The organism is Flavonifractor sp. AGMB03687, assembly GCF_017811815.1.
In the GTDB taxonomy this organism is placed as follows: Bacteria; Bacillota; Clostridia; order Oscillospirales; family Oscillospiraceae; genus Flavonifractor.
Window position 1 is genome coordinate 58,727 of the sequence record NZ_JADKZI010000010.1, and the last position, 26,564, is coordinate 85,290.

The following is a 26,564-nucleotide window of genomic DNA, read 5'->3' on the forward strand; positions in this document are numbered from 1 at the left end:
GTCCTGCGATGAGTATGACTTTGTTTGGATAAGAGGAAACTTAATGGTGGTTTTTCTCGTCTAAAGGGAGTATAATGACCAAATAGGACAAAAATGCAAGGAAGTTGGAGTAATATGGAAGAAATTCTCTATATTGTTGTTCCCTGTTACAACGAGGAAGAGGTACTTCCCGAGACCTCCCGGCGGCTGAAAGAGAAGCTGGAGGCCCTGATGGCAGCGGGCACTATTTCCCAGGAGAGCCGGGTGCTCTTCGTCAACGACGGCTCCAAGGACAGGACCTGGCAGCTCATCGAGGAGCTCCACCAGAGCTGCCCGATCTTCTCAGGGGTGGATCTGAGCCGCAATCGGGGCCACCAGAACGCCCTGCTGGCGGGCCTGATGACCGCCAAGGACCGGTGTGACATGGCCATCTCCATGGACGCTGACCTGCAGGACGATATCGATGCAGTGGATGCCATGGTGGAGCAATATTATGCCGGGTGCGACATCGTGTACGGCGTGCGTTCCTCCCGCAAGAAGGATACCTTCTTCAAGCGCTTTACCGCCGAGGGCTTTTACCGCCTGATGAACGCTATGGGGGCGGAGACCGTGTTCAACCACGCCGACTACCGCCTCATGTCCAAGCGAGCCCTGGAAGGCCTGGCAGAGTTCAAGGAGGTCAACCTATTCCTCCGAGGCATCGTGCCCATGATCGGTTACCGCACTGGCACTGTGGAGTACGAGCGGGGGGAGCGGTTTGCCGGCGAGAGCAAGTACCCTCTGAAAAAGATGCTGTCCTTCGCCATGGAGGGCATCACTTCTCTGTCGGTGAAGCCCATCCGATTCATTACCGGTCTGGGCTTCCTGGTATTTTTGGTGAGCATTCTGATGCTGATCTACTCCATCGTCCGCTGGGCTATGGGTGAGACCATTCTGGGTTGGGCCAGCCTGATCTGCTCCGTGTGGGCCATCGGCGGGCTCATCCTCCTGTCCCTGGGGGTCATCGGTGAGTATATCGGAAAGATCTACCTGGAGAGCAAGGAGCGGCCCCGCTTCCTGATCCGGGAGGTGCTGGAGGACGAGCATGGCAAAGCTGATCGATAAGAGCATCCCCAAGTTCCTGCTGGTGGGCGTGGGCAACACCCTGCTGTCCATGGTGCTCATGTTCCTGCTGGAGGGGCTGGGCTATTGGCCCTCTACCGCCATTGCCTATGTGGCGGGCGCGGTCATGAGCTTTTTCCTCAATCGCCATTTCACCTTCCACAGTGAGGAGACCCTCCTGCGCTCGGCGGTGAAGTTTGCCGTCAATGTGGCGGTGTGCTATGTGATTGCCTACGCCCTGGCTCAGCCCATTGCCGGCTGGGTGCTGGGGAGCACCGGCATTCCCCCGGTGTGGCAGGAGCGGCTCACCAAGCTGGGCGGCATGGCGCTGTATACCATCCTCAACTATTTTGGCCAGCGATTCTTTGCCTTTCAGAAAAAGCAGGACAAGCTCACAGGTTAAATTTGTGTGAAATCCGACGGCCTCCCCTTGCACATACTGGGAAAAGGGATTAGAATAAGGCCAGTATTTCAGACAACACACCGCAAGGAGGCAGAAGCATGGCTTTTTTTGACGATTTGAGAGACAAAGCGGCGGACCTGGGCCGGGTTGGTATGGCCAAGTCCAAGCAGATGATGGAGATCACCAAGCTGTCCCTGAACAACTCCGGTGAGGAGGATGCTATCCGCAAGGCCTATATGGAGATCGGCAAGCTCTATTACGCCGAGCAGGGCAGCGCGCCCGATCCCGCTTACGCCGCCCTCTGCCAGCGGATCACCACCGCCAAGATTAACATTGAGGAGAACAAGGCACGCATCGCCCAGCTCAAGCAGGACGGCGTGCTCACCGACGAGGATGTGTTCCAGGCCACCAGTCAGGCCGAGCACACCGACTATACCGAAGAATAATGAACAGAGCGCCCCGCCGAATTTGGCGGGGCGCTTTTCGATATCTACGCCCTCAAGCGTGAAAAACAGCCCCGCTTGCAGCTGCAAGCGGGGCTGTTATTATGTCGTATGATCTTTACCTGCCAAGCAAAAATCAGAGGATGCGGCGGGCGGCGATGTACACGCTGGCGTAGTGGCCGGTCATCAGCTGATCGATCTGCACCTGATACTTATTGGTAGAGGCGTGGATGAACTGGCCATTGCCGATGTAGATACCCACGTGAGAAGCGGGGTAAGAAGTGTTATAACGGAAGAACACCAGGTCGCCGGGCTGCAGCTCACTCTTGGAAACGGCCACGCCGTTGGAGAGCTGAGTGGAGGCGGTGCGGTTCAGGGTGTAGCCGAAGTGACGGTACACATAGCTGGTGAAGCCGGAGCAGTCAAAGCAGCTGGGGCCGTTGCCGCCATAGACGTAAGGAACGCCCAGGAACTGCTTGGCATAGGCCACGATCTGGCTGCCCATGCTGCTGTTGGAGCTGACCGCCACAGCGGTGGTGCCGTCGCCGCGAGAACCGGCGGAGTCCTTGCAGGTCACCATGTACTCGCTGCTGACGTAACCCACAGTACCGGCGGAAGTCTTGATCTTGTACCAGCCGTTGTCGATGCCCACGATGGTGACTACGGTGTTATCGCTGAGGGAGGTCACCTTGCTGTAGCTGGTGCCAGGTCCGCTGCGCACATTCAGGGTGGAACCGTCAGCCTGAACCAGGCCGTAGCCGATGGTCACGTCAGACTTGGCGGAGACCGTCAGGTACTCGCTGGACATGTAGCCTTCCACGGTGTTGTAGTCCACCTTGTACCAGCCGTTGCCGGCGTCCTCCAGGATGACGACGGTGTCGCCCTTGGAAGCGGTGGCCAGGATGGTGGAAGTGGTGTTGGCCTCGTCACGGAGACGCAGGGCGTCGGTGTTGACGGTACCCACACCGCTGGCGGCGGAAGCGCCGATCATGCAGGCGGCGGAGACGGCGACGGTCAAAAGCGCGGTGCGCAGCAGCTTGGCAGGCTTTATCATTGGTAGAATTCCTCCGTTCTGTTCGTTGGGTGGATAGGTACTTACTTACCGGACAGAGCACGCTCCAGCCAGACGGAAGCTACGTCCATGGCGGCGTACAGGCTGTCCTTTTCGGTCTTTTTCACCACGCGGTCACGGCTCTTCAGGTCGGGATCGGTGAGCTGGAGCTGAACGGAAACCCGGGTGGCCATGTCCAGATCCTGATCCTTCTTCTGGTCCAGGATCTGAAGCATGATGATATATTTCTCGGCCATGCTGCCGTAATAGATCAGACTGTCCTTACGGCGAAGCGGATGGCCCTTGTAGGTCAGAGGGATGGTTTGCGTAGCCATTTTGGCCTCCTTCAGAAAGTTGTTACTGCTTTTTAAATACTGTAACCAAATTGTAACACATTGTTTCCAAGTCGTCAACCGCATTTCCGGGATTTCTTGTTTTTTTCGCCGGAAGAGCGGGGGTTCACGGTCAAGTGATGGGTAAAAACGTAGATTGCAGTTACCAATACGGCCAGAATCAGCAGGCTTTCCAGCAGCATGGTAAACAGATGTCCGCCCAGGGAGATCACCAGGGTGTATTTCATCCGCAGGTAGGTCAGGTAGGCGCTGAACGACGCCAGCTGGACCAGCACCGCAAGCGGAAGGCTCCGGGGCAGGATGTAGGCCAGGGCCACCGTCAGCACGTCGGCCAGGAAGTAGTAGCGGTCGTGCATATAGGGCAGCAGGAAGGGCACTCCCACTGTGAGGATCACGCCGCACAGCAGCAGGGCCTTGTCATCCAGCCGGTCCCGGAAGAGCGCGGCCAGCACCAGCAGCACAAGCACCAGAGCAAAGGCGGCCAGGATGCCCACCCGGGCCCATAGCGCCTCGTCCAGCTGGGTGCCGTAGGGGACCATGGAGAAGATGGAGGCGCAGTTGTAGTTCAGGGCGCCTGCGCCCTCCTGAGTCTGGCCCACATAGACCCCCAGGATATCGCCCAGGGGCTTGCCCAGCAGCAGGGCGGGAAGGCAGGTAAGGACATAGGCGGCGGGGAAGAGGAGCAGATCCCGGAACCGGGTGCGCCGGGCGATCCACAGCACTGCCCACAGGGGGAGGATGAACACCGTCTGGAGCTTAAAGGAGAAGGCCACGCCCAGCAGAGCGGCGGAGGACTTGGGACGGTTCTCCAGCGCATTCACCAGAGCGTGGAGGGTGAGCGCCCCGTACAGGGCGTCGCATTGTCCCCAGAGGGAGCCGTTGAGTACCACGGTGGGGAGCAGCAGCAGGGCGCAGAAGCAGATCAGGGGGCGGGTGCTCCGGGGTCCAGTAAAATGCCGCACCAGACGAAGGCCACCCCAGGCCTGCACCACATCAAAGAAGATGGAAAACAGCTTGATGAGGTACAGGTCGGGGATGGGCAGATAGGAGATAGCGGCCAGGAAATAGAGGTAGGGCACGTTGTAGTTGCCGATGGACAGCTTGATGGCCCCAAAGCCGCCGTTTTCCCGGAATGTGGCTACCCACTGGGACAGGAAGATGGTGTAGTCGTCCGCCACATAGTAGAGCAGCACAGCCCGCAGGAAAAAGGCCAGCCCCACGGGGAGCAGCGCGGTCCAGAAGGGCGTGGAAGAATAGCCCGCCCGATGGAGCAGCCAGACCGCCAGCAGCGCAGCGGCGATCAGCAGGAGAAAGACCGCCGCCTTGGCGCCGGTGCCGCCCTGGGGCAGGGCGGCAATGGGAAAGAAGGAGCCGATCAGCAGGGCAGCGCCGCCAGCACCGGCGGCCAGAGCCAGAGGGGAAGCAGATCGCATGAAGTCACCTCACACAGCGGGGATGGATGGAAGGGGATGACCATAGAAAAAGGGGGGCGCTGCATGTTGCAACGCCCCCCAAAAAAGCCTTGGGATTAGAAATCCGCGCTGTCGGTCAGAATGGTTTCCTCGACCTCGGGAGCGGCGTCGGTCACTTCGGCGCTCTCCTCCACGGTCTCACCGCTCTGGGCGGTGCCCTCGTCGTCCATCTGGTCGTACTTGCGGTACATGGACAGACCGGAACCGGCGGGGATCAGCTTACCGATGATAACGTTCTCCTTCAGGCCCAGCAGGTGGTCCACCTTACCCTTGATAGCAGCCTCGGTCAGGACCTTGGTGGTCTCCTGGAAGGAGGCGGCGGACAGGAAGGAGTCGGTGGCCAGAGAGGCCTTGGTGATACCCATCAGCAGGCGGGTGCAGGTGGGCAGGCGCAGCTCGATGCCGTTGTTGGTCTCGCCGGCGTCGATGCGGGCCTGAACCGCGGCCTTGGCGTCCTCAAACTCGATGAGCTCGATGGTGGAGCCGGAGAGCAGATCGGAATCGCCGGCGTCCTCCACGCGGACCTTACGCATCATCTGGCGGCAGATGACCTCGATGTGCTTGTCGTTGATATCAACGCCCTGCTGACGGTAGGGCTTCTGGACTTCCTGGATCAGGTAGTCATATACGGCGTGGATGCCGCGGACACGGAGCACGTCCTGGGGATAGAGGGCGCCTTCGGTGAGGGCGAAGCCCTTCTCCACGGTATCGCCGTTCTTCACACGCAAGCCGGCATAGGGCAGCATATAGGTGACGACCTCGCCGTCGTTGGCGGTGATGGTCAGGTTGCACATGGAGTTGCGCTTGGCCTCCTCCAGAGTGACCTTACCGCCGATCTCGGCCAGCTGAGCCATCTTCTTGGGCTTACGGGACTCGAACAGCTCCTCAACACGGGGAAGACCCTGGGTGATATCGCCGCCGGCGACGCCGCCGGTGTGGAAGGTACGCATGGTCAGCTGAGTACCGGGCTCACCGATGGACTGAGCGGCGATGATACCAACGGCCTCGCCGGCGCCCACAGGCTCGCCGATGGCCAGGTTGATGCCGTAGCACTTGGAACATACGCCGCTGCGGGCGCGGCAGGTCAGCACGGAGCGGATCTTCACCTGGTGGATGCCGTGGGCCTCCAGCACAGCGGCATCGTCCGCCTTCAACATGGTGTGGTGATCGAAGAGGACCTCGCCGGTCTGAGGATCGCAGATGTCCTCCACGGGATAGCGGCCCTTCAGGCGCTCGCCGAAGGTCTCGATGACCTGGCCGTTCTCCACGATTTCGCTGACCATGATGCCGTCGTCGGTGCCGCAGTCGTCCTCACGGATGATGACTTCCTGAGACACGTCCACCAGACGACGGGTCAGGTAACCAGAGTCGGCGGTACGCAGAGCGGTATCGGCCATACCCTTTCGGGCGCCTCGGGAGGAGATGAAGTACTCCAGCACGGACAGACCCTCACGGAAGTTGGACTTGATGGGGATCTCGATGGTGCGGCCGGAGGTGTCGGCCATCAGGCCGCGCATGCCGGCCAGCTGACGGATCTGAGCGGAGCTACCACGGGCGCCGGAGTCGGCCATCATCCAGATGGGGTTGTAGCGGTCCAGGCCGGCCATCAGGGCGTCGGTCACGTCCTTGGTGGTCTTCTCCCAGGCCTCAACCACCAGACGATAACGCTCGTCGTTGGTCAGGAAGCCGCGCTTGTACTGACGCTCGATCTTGACGATCTCCTTCTCGGTGTCGGCGATGAGGCCGTACTTCTTCTCGGGGATGGTCATGTCGTAGATGGAGACGGTCAGAGAGCCGCGGGTGGAGAACTTGTAGCCCTTGGCCTTGATGGTGTCCAGCACGCCGGCGGACACAGTGAAGCCGTGCTTGACGATACACTTGTCAATGATCTTGCCCAGCTGCTTCTTGCCGGTGACGAAGTTGATCTCGGGCTCAAACATCTGCTCGGGATCGGTGCGGTCCACGAAGCCCAGATCCTGGGGGATGCCCTCGTTGAAGATCAGGCGGCCCACAGTGGTGCGCACCAGCTTGTAGCGGGTCTCGCCATCCACCTCGGCGGAGCGGCGGACCAGGATGGGCACATGGAGCTCCAGCTCGCCCTCGTCGTAGGCCAGACGGGCCTCGATGTCGCTGCCGAAGACGTGGAGCACCTCGCGGGGCAGCTGGCCGTCCTCGGTCTCAGCGCAGATACCGGCGTAGGTGGGGATGTCGTCCAGAGAGCCGGGGTTCTTGACCCACACCAGATCGCCGGGGTTCAGGGTACCGGCGTCCAGAGCGGCCTTGACGGCGGCGACGTCGTCATAGGTCTCCTCGGCAGTGTGCTCGGCGTACTTCTCATAGGTCAGGTAGTAGGAACCCAGCACCATGTCCTGAGTAGGCACGGTAACAGGGCCGCCGTCCTGAGGACGCAGCAGGTTGTTGGCGGAGAGCATCAGTACCCGGGCCTCGGTCTGAGCCTCGGCGGACAGAGGCACGTGAACGGCCATCTGGTCACCGTCGAAGTCGGCGTTAAAGGCGGTACACACCAGGGGGTGCAGCTTGATGGCGCGGCCTTCCACCAGCACGGGCTCGAAGGCCTGGATGCCCAGGCGGTGCAGGGTGGGGGCGCGGTTGAGCATAACGGGGTGGTCCTTGATGACGAACTCTAGGGCGTCCCAGACCTCAGCCTTGCCCTTGTCCACCATCTTCTTGGCGGACTTGATGTTGTTGGCCAGACCGTCTTCCACCAGCTTCTTCATGACGAAGGGACGGAACAGCTCGATGGCCATCTCCTTGGGCAGGCCGCACTGATAGATCTTCAGCTCGGGGCCAACCACGATAACGGAACGGCCGGAGTAGTCAACACGCTTACCCAGCAGGTTCTGACGGAAGCGGCCCTGCTTACCCTTCAGCATGTCAGACAGAGACTTCAGGGCGCGGTTGTTGGCGCCGGTGACGGCGCGGCCGCGGCGGCCGTTGTCGATCAGAGCATCCACAGCCTCCTGCAGCATGCGCTTCTCGTTGCGCACGATGATGTCGGGGGCGTTGAGCTGGATCAGGCGCTTCAGACGGTTGTTGCGGTTGATGACCCGGCGGTACAGGTCATTCAGGTCGGAGGTGGCGAAGCGGCCGCCGTCCAGCTGCACCATGGGGCGCAGCTCGGGGGGAATGACAGGCAGCACGTCAATGATCATCCACTCAGGCTTGTTGCCGGAGATGCGGAAGGCGTCCACCACTTCCAGACGCTTGACGATGCGGGCCTTCTTCTGGCCGGAGGCGTCCTTCAGCTCGGCACGGAGCTGGACGGAGAGCTCCTCCAGGTTGATGTCCTGGAGCAGCTTCTTCACGGCCTCGGCGCCCATGCCGGCCTCAAAGTCGTCCTCGTACTTCTCCCGCATGTCGCGGTACTCCTTCTCGGAGAGGATCTGGTTCTTGGCCAGGGGGGAGAAGCCGGGATCGGTCACGATATAGCTGGCGAAGTAGAGCACCTTCTCCAGGATGCGGGGGCTGATGTCCAGCAGCAGGCCCATCCGGGAGGGGATACCCTTGAAGTACCAGATGTGGGACACGGGGGCGGCCAGCTCGATGTGGCCCATGCGCTCACGGCGCACCTTGGCCCGGGTGACCTCAACGCCGCAGCGGTCACAGATCTTGCCCTTGTAGCGGATCTTCTTGTACTTGCCGCAGTGGCACTCCCAGTCCTTGGTTGGGCCAAAGATGCGCTCGCAGAACAGGCCGTCCCGCTCAGGCTTCAGAGTGCGGTAGTTGATGGTCTCGGGCTTCTTGACCTCGCCGTAAGACCACTCGCGGATCTGCTCCGGGGAGGCGATGCCGATCTTAATGGCGTCAAATTCAGCGTAACTCATATTTCTGCTCGACCTCCCTTAGTTATTCCATATCGTCGCCGTCGGAGTAATCGTCCGACTCGTCGTAATCGTCGCTGTCGTCCTCGATTTCCACAGCCAGGTCGTCGTCGTCGCTGCCCTCCTTGAGGGTGTAGCCCGCGGCGGCAAAGTCGGACTCCCCGCCGGCGTTGTAGCCGTAGAAGTCGTCGTCATCGTCGCGGAACTTGCCGGGCTGATAGGTATCCTCGTCGTCGTCCTTCAGCTCGATCTCGTTGCCCTGGTCGTCCAGCACCTTCATATCCAGGCACAGGGACTGCAGCTCCTTGACCAGAACCTTAAAGGACTCAGGCACGCCGGGCTTGGGCACGTTGTGGCCCTTGACGATGGACTCGTAGGTGCGCACGCGGCCGGTGACGTCGTCGGACTTGACGGTGAGGATCTCCTGCAGGGTGTAGGCGGCGCCGTAGGCCTCCAGAGCCCACACCTCCATCTCGCCGAAGCGCTGGCCGCCGAACTGGGCCTTGCCGCCCAGAGGCTGCTGGGTGACCAGGGAGTAGGGGCCGGTGGAACGGGCGTGGATCTTATCGTCAACCAGATGGTGCAGCTTGAGGAAGTAAACGTAGCCCACGGTGACGGGGTTGTCGAACCGCTCACCGGTACGGCCGTCGTACAGCCAGCTCTTGCCGTCGGGGCGCAGGCCGGCCATCTTCAGGGTCTCGGCGATGTCCTTCTCGTCGGCGCCGTTGAAGACGGGGGTGGCAACCTTCCAGCCCAGGGTCTTGGCAGCGTAGCCCAGATGGACCTCCAGCACCTGACCGATGTTCATACGGGAAGGCACGCCCAGGGGGTTCAGAACGATGTCCAGGGGAGTGCCGTCGGGCAGGAAGGGCATATCCTCCTGGGGCAGGATGCGGGACACGACGCCCTTGTTGCCGTGACGGCCGGCCATCTTGTCGCCCACGGAGATCTTACGCTTCTGGGCGATGTAGACGCGGACCACCATGTTGACGCCGGGGGACAGCTCGTCGCCGGCCTCGCGGGTGAAGACCTTCACGTCCACGATGATGCCGCTCTCGCCGTGAGGCACCTTCAGGGAGGTGTCACGGACCTCGCGGGCCTTCTCACCGAAGATGGCGCGCAGCAGGCGCTCCTCGGCGGTGAGGTCGGTCTCGCCCTTGGGGGTGACCTTACCAACCAGGATGTCGCCGGCGTGGACCTCGGCGCCCACGCGGATGATGCCGCGCTCGTCCAGATCCTTCAGGGCGTCGTCGCCCACGTTGGGAATGTCGCGGGTGATCTCCTCGGGGCCCAGCTTGGTGTCGCGGGACTCGGTCTCATACTCCTCGATGTGGATGGAGGTGAACACGTCCTCCTTCACCATGCGCTCGTTGAGCAGGATGGCGTCCTCGTAGTTGTAACCTTCCCAGGTCATGAAGCCCATGAGGATGTTCTTGCCCAGGGCGATCTCGCCGTTGGAAGTGGAGGGGCCGTCTACGATGACCTCGCCCTTCTCCACGCGCTGGCCGGCGGACACGATGGGCCGCTGGTTGATGCAGGTGCCGTGGTTGGAGCGCAGGTACTTGGTCAGCTTGTACTCCTCCACGCGGCCGCTGTCGTAGCGGACGGTGACGTACTGAGCGGACACCTTGGTGACCACGCCGTCCTCTTCAGCCAGGATGGCGATCTCAGAGTCGATACAGTTCTTGTGCTCCTGACCGGTGGCCACGATGGGGGCCTCGGTGGTCAGCAGGGGCACGGCCTGACGCTGCATGTTGGCACCCATCAGAGCACGGTTGGCGTCGTCGTTCTCCAGGAAGGGGATCATGGCGGTAGCGATGGAGAACATCATCTTGGGGGACACGTCCACGTAGTCCACCTGGTCGCGGTCCACATCGATGATCTCGTTGCGGTGACGGCAGGTGATACGGGCGTTCTTCAGGCAGCCGTTCTCGTCCAGGGGCTCAGTGGCCTGGGCGATGGTGAACTCGTCCTCCATGTCGGCGGTCATATACTCCACCTGATCGGTGACCTTGCCGGTGGCCTTGTCAACCTTGCGGTAGGGAGCCTCGATGAAGCCGTACCGGTTGATGCGGGCGTAGGAGGCCAGGTAGGAGATCAGGCCGATGTTGGGACCTTCGGGGGTCTCAATGGGGCACAGACGGCCGTAGTGAGAGTAGTGAACGTCTCGCACGTCGAAGGAGGCGCGGTCACGGGACAGACCGCCGGGGCCCAGAGCGGACATACGGCGCTTATGGGTCAGCTCAGCCAGAGGGTTGGTCTGGTCCATGAACTGGCTCAGGGGGGAGGAGCCGAAGAACTCCTTGATGGCGGCGGTGACGGGGCGGATGTTGATCAGGGACTGGGGAGTGACGATGTCCAGGTCCTGAATGGTCATACGCTCACGGATGACGCGCTCCATGCGGGAGAAGCCGATGCGGAACTGGTTCTGCAGCAGCTCGCCCACGCAGCGCAGACGACGGTTGCCCAGGTGGTCAATGTCGTCGGCGTTGCCCACGCCGTGGGCCAGGCAGTTGAGGTAGTTGATGGACGCCATGATGTCGTCCACAATGATGTGCTTGGGGATCAGGTCGTCCATGCGGTCCTTGATGGCGTCCTTCAGCTCCTCGCCGGAGTAGTTCTGCAGCAGCTCCTGCAGAACAGTGAAGCGCACCTTCTCGGTGACGCCGCACTCGGCGGGATCGAAGTCCACAAAACCGGCCATGTCCACCATGTTGTTGGAGAAGACCTTCAGCTGCACGCCGCTGTCCAGGTCCAGAATGGCCTCGTTGACGCCCTTGGCCTCCAGCTCGCGGGCGCGCTCACGGGTGAGCACCTCGCCGGGCTCGGCCAGGATCTCGCCGGTGGTGGGATCAACCACGGGCATGGCCAGCTTCTGACCGGACAGACGGGTCCAGATGGACAGCTTCTTGTTGAACTTGTAGCGGCCCACGGCGGACAGGTCGTACCGACGGGGGTCAAAGAAGAGGGCGTTGAGCAGGCTCTCAGCGGAGTCCACCGTGGGGGGCTCGCCGGGACGGAGCTTGCGGTAGATCTCCAGCAGGGCCTCCTCATAGGTCTTGCAGGCATCCTTCTCCAGGGTAGCCACGATGCGGGGATCGTTGCCGAAGAGATCCAGGATCTCCTGGTCGGTCTTGGGACCCACGGCCCGGATCAGGCAGGTGATGGGGAGCTTGCGGTTCTTGTCGATACGGACATAGAAGATGTCGCTGAGATCGGTCTCATACTCCAGCCAGGCGCCGCGGTAGGGGATCACGGTGGTGGCGTACACCACGTTGCCCGCCTTGTCCTCGGTGCGGGAGTAGTAGATGCCGGGGGAACGGACGATCTGGGAGACGATGACGCGCTCGGCGCCGTTGATGACGAAGGTACCGGCCTTGGTCATCAGGGGGAAATCTCCCATGAAGATCTCCTGCTCCTTCATCTCGCCGGTCTCTTTGTTGCGCAGACGCACCCACACCTTGATGGGCGCGGCATACGTGGCGTCCCGGGCCTTGCACTCCTCTACATTGTACCTGGGAGGCTCATCCATGGAGTAGTCGATGAAGGAGAGCTCCAGGTTACCGGCATAGTCGGTAATGGAAGCCACATCCTTGAAGACCTCCCGCAGGCCTGTATCCAGGAACCACTTGTAGGAGTTCTTCTGCACCTCCAGCAGGTTGGGCATCTGGAGGATCTCTTCATGGCGGGCAAAGCTTTTGCGGAGGGTCTTGCCGAAGTAGACGTCCTTGACCATCGTAGAAAAAACACCTCGATTTCATTGTCTGGAGCCGCTGCCGAAAGGGAGCGGCCCCGGCTCATGCTGCTGCTTTCCGTCAAACCATACAAAAAGGGCGGTGGAACATCGGATGCGAACACCCGAATGCGTGGATAAAAACATGATCATTTCCTCTTGCGCTTTCCGCCCTGCTGTGTTAAACTGACCACACAGTGGGGTGGAATCGGTAAACGCAGTCAGGAAGTTAAGAGCGTTTTAGTATACCATGGAATCACTGGAAAAGTCAACGGTTATGCGATAAGAATCTGGAGAAATCCAGATTTTTTTTGTTCATCGGGGTTTTTACCGCAAGGAGGGACGGCGGATTGATTCGGAAACGGGTTTTGGATCAGATCGGCGAGGTGGTACGCCTGTGCGAGGACACCGACGGTATTCTCATTGCCAACCGGAACGGTATCGTGGAGTATCACCGCATCTCGCTGGACAGCTACTGGTGCTCCCAGGAGACGGAGGGGCGACACATTCTGGAGCTCTATCCCGAGCTGGACGAGGATAGCAGCACCATCCTCCAGGCCCTGAAAACGGGGCGTGCTACTTATAATGTATTGCAGGATATCAACAATCGCAAAGGCGAGCGGGTGCTGCTGGAATCCACCACCATTCCCATCGTGGTGGACGGGCAGGTGGAGTGCGTGGTGGACTCCTCCAAATACCACGCCATTGACCAGCGGGTCATCCGGGGAGAGAACGGGGGACTTTACCGGCTGGACCGGATCATCACCCAGGATCCGGCTATGCTGGCCCTGAAGGAGCGTATCCGGGACGTGGCGCCCCTGGATTCCTCGGTGCTCATTTACGGCGAGACAGGTACCGGCAAGGAGCTGGTGGCCGAGTCCCTCCACAGCGAGGGGCGGCGGGCGGACAAGCCCTTTGTCTCCCAGAACTGTGCCGCCATCCCCTCCAATCTGCTGGAGAGCCTGTTCTTCGGTACGGAAAAGGGCAGCTACACTGGTGCACTGACCCGAAAGGGACTGCTGGAGGAGGCCGACGGCGGGACCCTCTTCCTGGACGAAATCAATTCCATGGAGATCGGCCTCCAGGCCAAATTATTAAAGGTATTGGAGGAGAAGAAGGTGCGCCGCCTGGGCGGCAGCCGGGACATTCCTTTCGATGTGCGCATCGTGGCCGCGGTCAATGAGGACCCGGCCAAGCTGATCCGGGAGCACCGCCTCCGGGAGGACCTGTATTACCGGCTGGGTGTGGTGCGCATTACCCTGCCGCCGCTGCGCAAGAGGAAGGGAGACATCGCTCTGCTGACCCGTCACTTCATCGACCGCTATAATCAGAAGATGAAGCGGGATATCCGGGGCATCAGCGAGCAGGCTCTGCGCCGCCTGGAGCAGTACAGCTGGCCGGGCAATGTGCGGGAGTTGCAGAACGTGGTGGAGGGTGCCTACGTCTCCGCCCGGTCTGAGATGCTGATGGTGGACCATATGGCAGACATCCTGGATCAGGGATTGGTAGAGCTGGAGGAGGAGCCTGTCGGCGGGGATACCATCGGGGAGGGCTTTTCCCTGCCCCAGGCCCTGGAGCAGTACGAGCGGGAGCTGGTGCGCAAGGCTATGGCCCAGTCCACCTCCATCTCCCAGGCAGCCCGCCTGCTGGGGGTGTCCCGGCAGAACCTGAAATACAGACTGCAAAAATTTAACCTGTAAAAAATTTTGCACCGCAAAAAATCTTGCGCTACTGTTGGACGGAACCATCCAATCGAAAAGCCGTTCTGTCCGCCCGCCGGAGGGGGAAAAAGACCCTGTTTCCGGCAGAAAAGGCGGATAGAACGGCTTTTTTGCGTTTTGACAAAAAGTTGGCACGCCAGTTGCAAGTTAAAAAGGCAAAACAAAGCGACGGCGAGAAAGGAAGATGGATATGCGAAAACTTCGCTACAATGGTGTAGTGACATCTATGGATGGATCCATGAACCGCTATGAGGCCATCGGCACCCAGAACGGCAAGATCGTATTTCTGGGAACGAGCCAGGAGGCGCTGGAGCAGCAGTGGGATGAAAGGGTGGACCTGAAAGGAGCCGCGGTACTGCCCGGCTTCAGCGACACCCACATGCACCTGCTCCACTACGCCATGTTCCGGCGGAACGTGCCTCTGTTCGGGGTAAAGACCATCGACGAGGTGGTGGAGCGCTGCAAGGCCCGCATTGACGCGGAGCACCCCGACTACCTCATCGGCATGGGCTGGAACCAGGAGACCATGGAGGAGGGGCGGCTGCTGACCCGTGAGGATATGGACCGCATTTCCACCGACATCCCGGTGTGTATGCTGCGCACCTGCATCCACATTGCCGCCTGCAATACGGTGATGCTGGAGAAGATCCGGGCCTTGAAGAATGTGGAGCCCGAGGTCATGGCTCTGGTGGACTTTGAAAACGGCATCCTGCGGGAGAATGCCGCCCGGCTTTATATGGACGTGCTGCCCCAGGCCGACGACGCCTACGTGAAGCAGCTGATCCGGGAGGGCCAGAAGGAACTGAATGCCGCCGGTATCACCTGCGTCCACTCCGATGACCTGATGGCCATCGCTGGCATGGATCCCATCCGGCTCATCGGCATTTACCGGGAGATGGAGGCCGACGGAGAGCTGACCGTGCGGGTGTACGAGCAGTGCCTGGTGGAGCCCGAGGACTTTGAACGGCTCAAGGGTGTGCGCAGCGATCCGGCCGACCGGACCAGCCTGTTCCGCACCGGCCCCCGCAAGCTGCTCCAGGACGGCTCCCTGGGCGCCAAATCCGCCGAGATGATCGACGGCTATGTGGACGAGCTTGACAACCACGGCATTCCCATTTATACAGAGGAAGAGCTGTGCCGCCGCATTCAGGCTGCCCATGACGTCCACATGGACGTGGCGGTCCACGCCATCGGCGACCTGGCTCTGAAGAAGGTGTGTGACGCCATGGAGAAGGCGGAGGGCGCCAACCCCTGGCCGGATCACCGCCACGGCATCGTCCACGCTCAGACTACCACCCCCGCGCTGCTGGAGCGGATGAAGGCGCTGGGCCTCCAGGCCTATATCCAGCCCATCTTCATCGACGCCGACATGAACATCATTGCCGAGCGGGTGGGCGAGGAGCACGCCAAGGACTGCTACAACTGGAAGGCCATGCTGGACCTGGGCCTGCGGGTGAGCGGCGGTTCCGACTGCCCGGTGGAGCCCTTCAATGTACTGGACAACATGCGCTCCGCCATTACCCGGCAGAACCGGGTGGGCACCAAGACCTACCTGCCCGAGCAGGCCCTCACCGTGGAACAGGCCGTTCGCCTCTTTACCTCCGACGCTGCCTGGCCCAGCCGGGACGAAGCGGTCCGGGGTACCCTGGAGGTGGGCAAGCAGGCCGACCTGGTGGTGCTGGAGCAGGACCTGTTTGACACCGAGCCCAGCCAGTTCCCCCAGGTCCGAGTTTTGGAGACCGTGCTCAACGGAGTTACCGTATATCAGGCATAACGCGGGCAGCCGCGTGGCATAGAAAGGAGAGCTCCCTAATGAATGAGATGCTGGAAAAGGCCCGAGCCATCGAGGCGCAGATCATCGCCGATCGGCGTTGTCTGCATCAGATCCCCGAGGTGGGCGTGTATACCCCCAAAACGGCGGAATATGTGAAAAAGCGGCTGACCGAGATGGGCATACCCAATCATGACTGCGGCGTCCACACCAAGGAGGAACGGGAAAAGATGGTGTTTGCCGGCTATCCCGACGCCCCCGAGTCCACCGGCGTGGTGGGTCTCATCGGCAAGGGTGGCCCCTGCATCCTGCTGCGGGCCGATATGGACGGCCTCCCCATGGAGGAGACCACCGGTCTGGACTTCGCCTCCAAGGGAAACACCGCTCACATGTGCGGCCACGACGCCCATGCCGCCATGCTGCTGGGTGCGGCTCAGATCCTGAAGGATATGGAGGATGAGCTGCCCGGCACCGTGAAGCTGATGTTCCAGCCCGGTGAGGAGATGGGTTACGGCTCCCGCACCATGGTGGACGACGGCCTGCTGGAGAACCCCAAGGTGGACGCCGCCATGGCCCTCCACGTGGGCTCCCAGGTGGAGGTTGGCAAGCTGAACTACTCTCCCGGCGTGGCCTCCGGTGCCATGGCTACCTTTATTGTCAGCATCCAGGGCAAGGGCGGCCACTCCTCCGAGCCCCAGAAGACCATCGACCCGGTGAACATTGCCACCCAGGTGTGCTCCGCCCTGAACATGCTCATTCCCCGGGAGGTGGACCCCGAGGCCTTTGCCACCATGACGGTGGGCGCCCTCAACGGCGGCCGGGCCTCCAACATCATCCCTGACACTGCGGAGATCATGGTATCCTTCCGTACCCTCAGCCCGGAGGCCTACGACCACCTGATCGAGCGCATCCCTGAGATCCTGGATCATTATATCAAGGCCTGGCGCGGCACCTACGACGTGCGGGTGCTCAAGACCCCCAGCACGGTGTGCGATCCGGACTTCTCCGCGGAGATCGTCCCCTTTGCCGCCGAGATCCTGGGCGAAGAAAATGTAAAGCCCGTGCCCCCCATAAAGGGCGCCGAGGACTTTGGTCATGTGACCCGCCATGTGCCCGGCTTCTATGCCTTTATGGGCGCGGGTTCCCCCGACGGCTATCCCCTGCATAACCCCAACATGGTGCTGGACGAGAGCGCCTTTGCCCTCGGCACCGCCATCCTGGCCAACAGCGCGGTAAAGTGGCTTAAGAGCAAGGCAGACAAGTAAGCGCTCCAAGCTGGTAATATAGAGGAGGATTTGAGAATGGGAAAGACATTGCAAAAGAAAAAGGGCTTTAGCATGCCCCATGTGTACGCAGTCATTTTGATCCTGATGCTGCTGGTCACCGTCATGACCTATGTGGTACCCGCCGGCAGCTACGTCCGCGTGGACGGCGCAGTAGATCCCGACAGCTTCGCCTATGCCGAGCAGACCCCCGTTGGCTTCCTGAGTTTCTTCACCGCCATCCATCAGGGTGTGGTTGAGAGCTCCAACATCATCGGCGCCGTGCTGCTCATCAGCGGCTGCATCCAGATCATCCAGTACACCGGCGCTTTCTCCGCCGGTATCCAGACCCTGATCCGCAAGGCCAACGGCAAAGGCCTGGCCATGGTGATCCTGTTCTTCACCCTGTTCACCGGCATGGGCGTCATCGGCTACCTGGATGCCCTCTATCCCTTCTATCCCATCATTATTTCCCTGTTCATCACATTGGGCTATGACAAAATGGTGGGTACCGCCATTATCTTGCTGTCCACCGCTGTGGGCTTCACCTGCGGCATGGTTAACCCCTACACCACCGGCGTGGCCCAGACCCTGGTGGGCCTGCCCATGTACTCCGGCATTGGCTTCCGCGCCATCGGTCTGGTAATCTTCTACGCCATCGCTCTGTTCTTTCTGGTGCGCTACTGCATCAAGATCAAGAAGGACCCCAAGAACAGCGTCATGGGCGAGAACTACCTCCAGGAGCAGACTGCACCTATGCAGTTTGAGGAGGGCCTGCAGTTTACCACCGGCCGGATCGTCATCATCCTGGCTTTCCTGGTTACCATCGTCATCTCCGTGGTTGGCTCCCTGCTGTGGAAGTGGGGCCTGCCTGAGATCACTGCCGTTTACTTCCCCGTGACCATCCTGGCCGTCATCATCTCCCGTACCAACGTCTCCAAGGCCTGCACCGAGTTCGGTAAGGGCATGGCCGGCGTGGTGGCTCCCACCATGGTCATCGGTCTGAGCCGCGCCGTGTCCGTCATCCTCACCGAGGGTAACATCACCGACACCATCATCCACGCTATGGCCGACGTGCTGGACGGCAAGAGCCCCGTTATCACCCTGCTGGTGGTCTACGCGTTCGTCACCGCCTTCAACTTCTTCGTGGGTTCCGGCTCCGGCAAGGCTGTGGTCCTGATGCCCATCCTCCAGCCCATGGGCCAGGTCCTGGGTATCAACCAGCAGGTTATGGTGCTGGCCTACCAGTACGGCGACGGCTTCACCAACACCTTCTGGCCCACCTCCGCTCTGCTGGCCCTGTCCCTGTGTGATATGGACTACGGCCACTGGTTCAAGTTTGCCTGGAAGATCTATGCCTGCCTGATTGCGGCTGGCTTTGCCCTCGTTGTCATTGCCAACCAGATCGGTTACGGACCCTTCTAAGCCTTCCTTATATAACTCCCCAGACAGGGGCGGCGTACCGGTCGGTACGCCGCCCCTCGGCATTCCGACGGGAAACGCCCCGAAACACTTAGAAAATCCAGTGATTTTCTGATTGACTTACATTTTGGGGTATGATATAATCCGGAATTGCGCAGGTATGCCTGCGGAAGGGAAACAACGGGCCGGAAGAGCCCGGAACTCCCGGGATATCAAGGAACGGGAGGCATACCCAATGCTGACACAACTCAAACAGGGCGCCAAAGTGGTAGGGGTCAAGCAGACCCGCCGCGCCATTGACGATGGCCGGGCCGCTGTGGTCTTCCTGGCCCAGGACGCCGATCCGGCGGTGACCGCCCCGGTGGAAGCGCTGTGCGCTGAGAAGGGCGTTCCTGTGGAGCAGGTAGCGCAGATGAAGGAGCTTGGCTCCGCCTGCGGTATCGCCGTGGGCAGCGCCGTGGCCGCGCTGCTGCACTGATTTGGTTTTAACGGTATAATTTCTGATTATTCCGTTAAAATATATTTCTCAGAAACAAAGAAAGGAGGAAAACCATGCCTACGTTTAACCAGCTCGTTCGCAAGGGACGCGAGGCCGTGACCTACAAGTCCAATTCTCCTGCTATGCAGAAGGGCCTGAACACCCTGAAGAACCGTGAGACCGACCTGCCTTCTCCCCAGAAGAGAGGTGTGTGCACCGCTGTTCGTACCTCCACCCCGAAGAAGCCTAACTCCGCTCTCCGTAAGATCGCCCGTGTGCGTCTGACCAACGGCTACGAAGTGACCGCTTACATTCCCGGTGTTGGCCACAACCTGCAGGAGCACTCCGTGGTTATGATCCGTGGCGGCCGTGTTAAGGACCTGCCCGGTGTTCGTTACCACATCATCCGCGGTACTCTGGATGCCCAGGGCGTTGCTAACCGCATGCAGGGCCGTTCCAAGTACGGCGCCAAGCGGCCCAAGGCCGGCAAGAAGTAATTATAACGATTACTTCCAACTACGCTGCAAGTTTGCAGCCGCATGAATCGAATTAACGCGCAATCGCGCAAGGCAGTTGTCCTTGCAGAAGCGTTTCCTATAGATATAGGGACGTTTTCCTGTGAGGCACTGGACAAGCAGGCACTTGTCTTACACGGGGGCGTTTGAAACGCCTTCGAGTACCTATGAAATCATACTATGAAGGAGGGAAGCAAAGTGCCCAGAAGAGGAAACGTACCCAAGCGGGAGGTTCTGCCCGATCCTATCTACAATTCCGTCCTGGTGACCAAGCTGGTCAACAGCATCATGCTGGACGGTAAGAAGGGCGTGGCCCAGAAGGTGGTCTACGGAGCTTTCGACATTATCAAGGAGAAGACCGAGAAGGATCCCCTGGACGTGTTCACCACCGCTCTGGAGAACATCATGCCGTCCCTGGAGGTTAAGGCCCGCCGCGTGGGCGGCGCCACCTATCAGGTGCCTATCGAGGTTCGGCCCGAGCGCCGTCAGACCCTGGGTCTGCGGTGGCTGACCAACTACTCCCGCGCCCGCAGCGAGAAGACCATGAAGGAGCGTCTGGCTGGCGAGATCATGGATGCCTCCAACAACCTTGGCTCCGCTGTCAAGAAGCGTGAGGACACCCACAAGATGGCCGAGTCCAACAAGGCGTTCGCTCACTATCGCTGGTAAGGAGTTAGAGTATGCCTAGGAAAGTTACCTTAGAGAATACCAGAAATATCGGCATCATGGCTCACATCGATGCCGGTAAGACCACTACCACCGAGCGCATCCTCTACTACACCGGTGTTAACTACAAGATCGGTGAGACCCATGATGGTACCGCCACCATGGACTGGATGGCTCAGGAGCAGGAGCGCGGCATCACCATTACTTCCGCTGCTACCACCTGCTACTGGAAGGGCTCCAAGAACCAGTTCCCCCAGACCCGTATCAACATCATCGACACCCCGGGCCACGTGGACTTCACCGTAGAGGTGGAGCGCTCCCTGCGCGTGCTGGACGGTTCCGTGACCGTTATGTGCGCCAAGGGCGGCGTTGAGCCTCAGTCCGAGACCGTGTGGCGTCAGGCCGACCACTACAAGGTCCCCCGCATGATCTACGTCAACAAGATGGACATCATGGGCGCTGACTTCTACAACGTGCTCAACATGATCCACGACCGCCTGAAGTGTAACGCCGTGCCCATCCAGCTCCCCATTGGTTCCGAGGATACCTTCAAGGGCATCATCGACCTGGTGGAGATGGACGCCGACATCTACTATGATGAGCTGGGCAAGGATATGCGTGTGGAGGAGATCCCCGCCGACATGATGGAGCTGGCCCAGGAGTACCGCACCAAGCTCATCGATGCCTGTGCTGACATCGACGATGAGATCATGGAGCTGGCCCTGGAGGAGCAGCCCATCCCCGAGGATATGATCCGCCGCGCTCTGCGTAAAGGCACCATCGAGAACCTGCTGGTTCCCGTGACCTGCGGTACTTCTTACCGCAACAAGGGCGTGCAGAAGCTGCTGGACGCCATCGTGGACTTCATGCCCTCTCCCCTGGACATCCCCGCCATCAAGGGTACCAACCCCGACACCGAGGAAGAGGACGAGCGTCCCGCCGACGACAACGCCCCCTTCTCCGCTCTGGCCTTCAAGATCATGACCGACCCCTACGTGGGCCGCCTGTCCTTCTTCCGCGTGTACTCCGGTAAGCTCACCACCGGTTCTTCCGTGCTCAACTCCACCAAGAACCAGAAGGAGCGTATGGGCCGCATCCTGCAGATGCACGCCAACCACCGTGAGGACATCGAGGAGGTCTATGCCGGTGATATCGCCGCCGCCGTGGGTCTGAAGAACACCACCACCGGCGATACCCTGTGCGATGAGAAGGCTCCCATCATCCTGGAGTCCATGGAGTTCCCCGAGCCCGTTATCCGCGTCGCCATCGAGCCCAAGACCAAGGCTGGTCAGGAGAAGATGGGCCTGGCGCTGGTGAAGCTGGCCGAGGAGGACCCCACCTTCAAGACCTACACCGACGAGGAGACTGGCCAGACCATCATCGCCGGCATGGGCGAGCTCCATCTGGAGATCATCGTGGACCGTCTGCTCCGCGAGTTCAAGGTGGAGGCCAACGTTGGCGCTCCCCAGGTCGCCTACAAGGAGACCATCAAGAAGTCTGTCGAGCAGGACACCAAGTATGCCCGTCAGTCCGGCGGTAAGGGCCAGTACGGTCACGTCCGCATCACCATCGAGCCCAACGAGCCCGGTAAGGGCTATGAGTTCCTCAACGAGATCACCGGCGGCGTCATCCCCAAGGAGTATATCCCCGCGGTCGACGCCGGTATCCAGGGCGCCATGCAGGCGGGTATCCTGGCCGGCTATCCTGTTGTGGACGTGAAGGTCCACCTGACCTTCGGCTCCTACCACGAGGTCGACTCCTCTGAAATGGCGTTTAAGATTGCCGGCTCCATGGCCTTCAAGGAGGCCATGCGCAAGGCCAACCCTGTCCTGCTGGAGCCTGTGATGAAGGTTTCCGTTATCGTGCCCGACGAGTACCTGGGCAACGTCATCGGCGACCTGACCAGCCGCCGCGGCATGATCCAGGGCCAGGAGAGCCGTCCCGGCGCCACTCAGGTGGATGCCCTGGTGCCTCTGGCCAGCATGTTCGGCTATGCTACTGACCTGCGTTCCTCCACTCAGGGCCGCGGCCAGTACTCCATGGAGCCCCACAGCTATGTGGAGATTCCCAAGAGCATCGCTGACAAGATTATTGCTGAGCGCGGCCGCAAGGAAGACTAATTTAGCTTCCTTCGCTGCCTGAATGCTTTCTGCTGGAAAGCAATTGAAAAAAGTATTGCATTTTACGCTGTGATGCTATACAATATTTTCGCATTTATGTGGAAATACGTCCCACCTCAACACATGTAATTAAGGAGGAACAACCAAAATGGCTAAGGCTAAATTTGAGCGTAACAAGCCCCATGTCAACATCGGCACCATCGGCCACGTTGACCACGGCAAGACCACTCTGACCGCTGCTATCACCAAGTATCTGGCTCTGAAGGGCCAGGCTCAGTACGAGGACTACTCCAGCATCGATAAGGCTCCCGAGGAGCGCGAGCGCGGCATCACCATCAACACTGCCCACGTGGAGTACGAGACCGACAAGCGTCACTATGCCCACGTTGACTGCCCGGGCCACGCCGACTATATCAAGAACATGATCACCGGTGCTGCTCAGATGGACGGCGCCATCCTGGTCATCGCTGCTACCGACGGCCCCATGGCTCAGACTCGTGAGCACATCCTGCTGGCCCGTCAGGTGGGCGTGCCCGCCATCGTCGTGTTCCTGAACAAGTGCGATCAGGTCGACGACGAGGAGCTGCTGGAGCTGGTCGAGATGGAGGTCCGCGAGGTCCTGTCCAAGTACGAGTTCCCCGGCGACGATCTGCCCATCATCAAGGGCTCCGCTCTGAACGCTCTGACCTGCGAGTCCGGCAACCCCGACGATCCCGACTTCGCTTGCATCAAGGAGCTGATGGACGCTGTCGACGACTATATCCCCACTCCCGCTCGTAACGACGACCTGCCCTTCCTGATGCCCGTCGAGGACGTCTTCACCATCACCGGCCGTGGTACCGTTGCTACCGGCCGTGTTGAGCGTGGTGTCATCAAGATGAACGAGGAAGTCGAGATCGTTGGCCTGACCGACGAGAAGAAGAAGACCGTCGTCACCGGCATCGAGATGTTCCGCAAGCTGCTGGACTACGCTGAGGCTGGCGACAACATCGGCACCCTGCTGCGCGGCATTGCCAAGACCGACATCGAGCGTGGCCAGGTTCTGTGTAAGCCCGGCTCCATTCACCCCCACACCAAGTTCGTGGGCCAGGTGTACGTCCTGAGCAAGGACGAGGGCGGCCGTCACACCCCCTTCTTCAACAACTATCGTCCTCAGTTCTACTTCCGTACCACCGACGTTACCGGCGTCATCACTCTGCCCGAGGGCACCGAGATGTGCATGCCTGGCGATAACGTCGACATGAAGGTCGAGCTGATCACCCCCATCGCCATCGAGAAGGGCCTGCGTTTCGCTATCCGTGAGGGTGGCCGTACCGTGGGTTCCGGCGTTGTTATCGACATCGAGGAGTAATTCTCCTTATTGTAAGAAGACCTGCCTTTCGGCAGGTCTTCTGCATTTTAGGAGGGCACCCGCCCGAAGGAAAAGCGTTGTTATCGACATCGAGGAGTAATTCTCCTTATTGTAAGAAGACCTGCCTTAGGGCAGGTCTTCTTCATTTAAGCGATGCTTAGCAGAAAAGAGCCAGCCTTAGGGCTGGCTCTTTTTCTTTTATATGCCCAACGAACTGCGGGGCTTGTCTGAGGCTGGAAGCTATGATAGAATAACCGCAGAAAGGAAGGAAGCTATGCTTACAAATATTACAAATATCTCACCGGAGGAGGCCGAAGAGACCATCCAGACGGTGACAGGTTTCTTTAGCAACCTTAATTTACAGAAAATCATCACCATTGTGCTGCTCTTTGTAGGCTGTCTGGTGGTAATGAAGGTGGTCCTGAAGCTGACGGACCGGGCCTTTCAGCGCCTTGAGATGGAGAAGAGCCTCCATACCTTCATCCATGCTGCTCTGCGGGTGATCCTGTGGCTCATTACCCTGTGCATCGTGCTGGACTATGTGGGCGTGCCCATGACCAGCCTTGTGGCCGTGCTGAGTGTGGTCGGCCTGGCTGTTTCCCTGGCCATCCAGGGCACGCTGTCCAATCTGGCTGGCGGTATTCAGGTGCTGGTGTCCAAGCCTTTCAAGGCGGGGGACTTTGTGGAGGCTGGCGGCGTCAGCGGCACCGTGAAGGAGGTGGGTTTGGCCTACACCAAGCTGTCTACCATCGACAATAAGGTGATTTCCGTGCCCAATGGCCAGATCTCTACCGAGAAGATCATCAACTACAGCACTGCAGAGCAGCGTCGGGTAGACCTGAAGTTCGATGCATCCTACGACAATAACACGGATCAGGTAATTGCTGTCATTAAGGGCGTGGTTGGCGCCCATCCCAAGGCGTTGTTCACGCCGGAGCCCTTTGTCCGGGTATCCGCCTATAAGGACAGCAGCATCGAGTACAGCATCCGGGTGTGGTGTGCCACCGATGATTACTGGGATCTGTACTATGATCTGCTGGATCAGATCAAGAAGGCCTTTGACCAGGCGGGGATCGAGATTCCCTATAATCATCTGAATGTCCACGTGATCCAGGAAAAATAAGCATACAACAGAGAAGCGGCGCTCCACCGAGCGCCGCATTTTTCTGATGGAGTTCAACCGGGCATGGACAGGCCGTGGATAAAGCCGCCCAGCTGGGGAGAGAGCACATCGCCGCCGATGACGGTATTCTTGTAGATCAACAGCCCTGCTTGGATGCCCGTCTCACCGGTGGGGTAATTGGAGATTTCATAGGTGTACCGCTTCACCCGCTTGCCGCAGTAATCGGTCAGGTCAAACCCCTGAGAGGACTGCAGCTCCAGGTACTGGGTGTAGCTCTCGTCAAAGGTGTCCGGAATGAGCAGCTCCTCCACGGAGGAGGGCTCCTGGGAGACCTGCCAGCCGTAGCTCTCCAGATAAGTGATCCGATCCTCGTTGGTCTTGACGCCGGTAGGGCTGACCACGCCGGACACCGCCGTATCCCGGCCCACCAGTCCTGCCACGGCCAGCAGGACTCCGCAGACCACCGCCGCCGCGGCGGCCACAGCCAGAATCGGTCCCTTTCGGACCCTGGCGGTAATGATAAACACAGCGCAACGCCCCTTTCCCAAAGTGCTGGTATGGTAAAGATATGTGCCCGACGGGCCGAGTATGCCGGGAAATGGGGAAACAAACAAGGAGGACTTTCCGTGGAACGTCTGGATAAGATTTTGGCTAATACCGGCCGCTGGTCCCGCAAGGAGGTACGGGAGCTGGTGCGGGCAGGGCGGGTCACCGTCAATGGGACGGTGGCCCGATCGCCGGAGGAAAAGTGGGACCCCTCCGCTCAGTTTGTGGTGGACGGCGAGCTGGTGTCGGGGGAGCGGCTGGTCTATCTCATGCTCCACAAGCCGGCGGGACTGGTGTCCGCCACCGAGGACCCCAGGCAGCCCACGGTACTGGAGCTTCTGCCCGACCACCTGAAGCGGGTGGGGCTCTTTCCCGCCGGGCGGCTGGACAAGGATACCGAGGGTCTGCTGCTGCTGACCAATGACGGTGAGATGGCCCATCGTCTGCTGGCGCCCCGCCGCCATGTGGACAAGGTCTACTTTGTCCGGGTGGATGGACAGCTGAATCAGGCGGATGTGGATACCTTTGCGGCCGGTATGACCCTGGGTGACGGCTTGGTGTGCATGCCTGCCGGGCTGGAACTCCTGGAGGAGCCGGATACCGCACTGGTCACTCTCCGGGAGGGAAAGTATCATCAGATCAAGCGGATGCTGGCCAGCCGCGGCAAGCCGGTGCGCTATCTGAAACGGCTCACCATGGGTCCCCTGTCTCTGGATCCGAAGCTGGAGCTGGGTCAGTGGCGGCCCCTGACGGGGGAGGAGTTGGACGCTCTGCGGGCAGTGGCTGGGCTCTGAGTGGGCTGAGGATGTTGTCCAACAGGGGTTTGAAGGTTTTAGTCAATATCACCAAAAAACTTTGAAAAACCTATTGAAAAGAGCAAAAAAAACCGGTATAATAGTGTCTGTTGAATGAACTTGTCCGGCAGAGTCGATTTCTGACGGAAAAAGGTGCTGTTTTGCGGGAAAAACCGATGGCAGGACCCTGTAAGTTGTAACAACAGAACGGGATTTTAAGGAAGGAATTCCGCGTCTATCCAGATCTGGCCTTGTGTGGGGCTGTACGGAAGATTGATTGACAATACTGAGGTAGGGATAAATATAAGGAGTCCTGCAAACAAAAGTCAATAGCTGAAATAAAAAAAGTCCCGCAAAAATTGCGCGACTGAAAAAGGGCATGACAAAACAAGCTGGAGAAAAAGCTTCGCCAGCCGGG

21 protein-coding genes are annotated in these 26,564 nt (G+C 59.9%); 14 read left to right on the forward strand and 7 right to left on the reverse strand.

What is annotated here, in order from left to right:
- Nucleotides 1-114 precede the first annotated feature (114 nt).
- From J9789_RS15650 to J9789_RS15660, 3 genes are all read left to right on the forward strand, one after another.
- Nucleotides 115-1,083, forward strand: a complete 969-nt coding sequence (locus J9789_RS15650) for a glycosyltransferase family 2 protein (protein ID WP_209346613.1) — start codon at nt 115-117, stop codon at nt 1,081-1,083.
- Complete coding sequence (locus J9789_RS15655; RefSeq protein ID WP_209346614.1) at nt 1,064-1,483, forward strand: GtrA family protein; 420 nt, start codon at nt 1,064-1,066, stop codon at nt 1,481-1,483. The genes J9789_RS15650 and J9789_RS15655 overlap by 20 nt, the downstream gene beginning before the upstream one ends.
- A gap of 98 nt (nt 1,484-1,581) precedes the next feature.
- Nucleotides 1,582-1,929: a serine proteinase gene (locus J9789_RS15660; RefSeq protein ID WP_245185327.1), complete on the forward strand. Its 348-nt coding sequence runs from the start codon at nt 1,582-1,584 to the stop codon at nt 1,927-1,929.
- Nucleotides 1,930-2,062: 133 nt separating this feature from the next.
- Here J9789_RS15660 and J9789_RS15665 read toward each other — a convergent pair whose 3' ends face one another.
- The 5 genes from J9789_RS15665 to rpoB all read right to left on the reverse strand — a co-directional run bounded on the left by J9789_RS15665 (nt 2,063) and on the right by rpoB (nt 12,380).
- On the reverse strand, nt 2,063-2,980 hold the full coding sequence (locus J9789_RS15665; RefSeq protein WP_209346615.1) for an SH3 domain-containing C40 family peptidase: 918 nt from the start codon (nt 2,978-2,980) through the stop codon (nt 2,063-2,065).
- Nucleotides 2,981-3,021: 41 nt separating this feature from the next.
- Nucleotides 3,022-3,312: a hypothetical protein gene (locus tag J9789_RS15670; RefSeq protein ID WP_209346616.1), complete on the reverse strand. Its 291-nt coding sequence runs from the start codon at nt 3,310-3,312 to the stop codon at nt 3,022-3,024.
- Nucleotides 3,313-3,386: 74 nt separating this feature from the next.
- Complete coding sequence (locus J9789_RS15675; protein WP_209346617.1) at nt 3,387-4,763, reverse strand: glycosyltransferase 87 family protein; 1,377 nt, start codon at nt 4,761-4,763, stop codon at nt 3,387-3,389.
- A 95-nt stretch (nt 4,764-4,858) separates the two neighbouring features.
- The gene (gene rpoC / locus J9789_RS15680; RefSeq protein ID WP_209346618.1) at nt 4,859-8,647 is read right to left on the reverse strand and encodes a DNA-directed RNA polymerase subunit beta'; all 3,789 of its coding nucleotides are present in this window, start codon (nt 8,645-8,647) and stop codon (nt 4,859-4,861) included.
- Between the two features lie 22 nt (nt 8,648-8,669).
- A complete protein-coding gene (gene rpoB / locus J9789_RS15685) occupies nt 8,670-12,380 on the reverse strand; it encodes a DNA-directed RNA polymerase subunit beta (RefSeq protein ID WP_209346619.1) in 3,711 nt (1,236 codons plus the stop codon).
- Nucleotides 12,381-12,727: 347 nt separating this feature from the next.
- Between rpoB and J9789_RS15690 the strand changes: the two genes are divergently transcribed.
- The 10 genes from J9789_RS15690 to J9789_RS15735 all read left to right on the forward strand — a co-directional run bounded on the left by J9789_RS15690 (nt 12,728) and on the right by J9789_RS15735 (nt 24,806).
- Entirely contained in the window at nt 12,728-14,077 is a 1,350-nt protein-coding gene (locus J9789_RS15690; RefSeq protein WP_245185328.1) for a sigma 54-interacting transcriptional regulator, read from the forward strand.
- Between the two features lie 211 nt (nt 14,078-14,288).
- Nucleotides 14,289-15,872, forward strand: coding sequence for an amidohydrolase (locus J9789_RS15695; protein ID WP_209346620.1), 1,584 nt, complete (start codon nt 14,289-14,291; stop codon nt 15,870-15,872).
- A gap of 38 nt (nt 15,873-15,910) precedes the next feature.
- Nucleotides 15,911-17,134 carry a M20 family metallopeptidase gene (locus J9789_RS15700; protein WP_245185329.1) on the forward strand — a complete coding sequence of 408 codons (1,224 nt, stop codon included), beginning with the start codon at nt 15,911-15,913 and terminating at the stop codon, nt 17,132-17,134.
- Between the two features lie 36 nt (nt 17,135-17,170).
- Nucleotides 17,171-18,556: an AbgT family transporter gene (locus tag J9789_RS15705; protein WP_209346621.1), complete on the forward strand. Its 1,386-nt coding sequence runs from the start codon at nt 17,171-17,173 to the stop codon at nt 18,554-18,556.
- Between the two features lie 232 nt (nt 18,557-18,788).
- A complete protein-coding gene (locus tag J9789_RS15710) occupies nt 18,789-19,031 on the forward strand; it encodes a ribosomal L7Ae/L30e/S12e/Gadd45 family protein (protein ID WP_087335804.1) in 243 nt (80 codons plus the stop codon).
- Between the two features lie 74 nt (nt 19,032-19,105).
- Entirely contained in the window at nt 19,106-19,528 is a 423-nt protein-coding gene (gene rpsL / locus J9789_RS15715) for a 30S ribosomal protein S12 (RefSeq protein ID WP_087187743.1), read from the forward strand.
- Between the two features lie 216 nt (nt 19,529-19,744).
- Nucleotides 19,745-20,215 (forward strand): 30S ribosomal protein S7, encoded by a 471-nt coding sequence (gene rpsG, locus J9789_RS15720; RefSeq protein WP_204245923.1) that lies wholly within the window; start codon nt 19,745-19,747, stop codon nt 20,213-20,215.
- An 11-nt stretch (nt 20,216-20,226) separates the two neighbouring features.
- Nucleotides 20,227-22,332 carry an elongation factor G gene (gene fusA, locus J9789_RS15725; protein ID WP_087335800.1) on the forward strand — a complete coding sequence of 702 codons (2,106 nt, stop codon included), beginning with the start codon at nt 20,227-20,229 and terminating at the stop codon, nt 22,330-22,332.
- Between the two features lie 148 nt (nt 22,333-22,480).
- On the forward strand, nt 22,481-23,683 hold the full coding sequence (gene tuf / locus J9789_RS15730) for an elongation factor Tu (RefSeq protein WP_209346622.1): 1,203 nt from the start codon (nt 22,481-22,483) through the stop codon (nt 23,681-23,683).
- Between the two features lie 274 nt (nt 23,684-23,957).
- Complete coding sequence (locus J9789_RS15735; protein WP_209346623.1) at nt 23,958-24,806, forward strand: mechanosensitive ion channel domain-containing protein; 849 nt, start codon at nt 23,958-23,960, stop codon at nt 24,804-24,806.
- Between the two features lie 53 nt (nt 24,807-24,859).
- On the opposite strand, the gene J9789_RS15740 is transcribed toward J9789_RS15735, so the two are convergent.
- Entirely contained in the window at nt 24,860-25,333 is a 474-nt protein-coding gene (locus J9789_RS15740) for a DUF4830 domain-containing protein (protein WP_209346624.1), read from the reverse strand.
- A 99-nt stretch (nt 25,334-25,432) separates the two neighbouring features.
- On the opposite strand from J9789_RS15740, the gene J9789_RS15745 reads away from it, so the two are divergent.
- The gene (locus tag J9789_RS15745) at nt 25,433-26,146 is read left to right on the forward strand and encodes a pseudouridine synthase (RefSeq protein WP_209346625.1); all 714 of its coding nucleotides are present in this window, start codon (nt 25,433-25,435) and stop codon (nt 26,144-26,146) included.
- A 48-nt stretch (nt 26,147-26,194) separates the two neighbouring features.
- Here J9789_RS15745 and J9789_RS15750 read toward each other — a convergent pair.
- On the reverse strand, nt 26,195-26,564 hold a 370-nt coding region (locus J9789_RS15750; RefSeq protein WP_209346626.1), incomplete at its 5' end, for a hypothetical protein.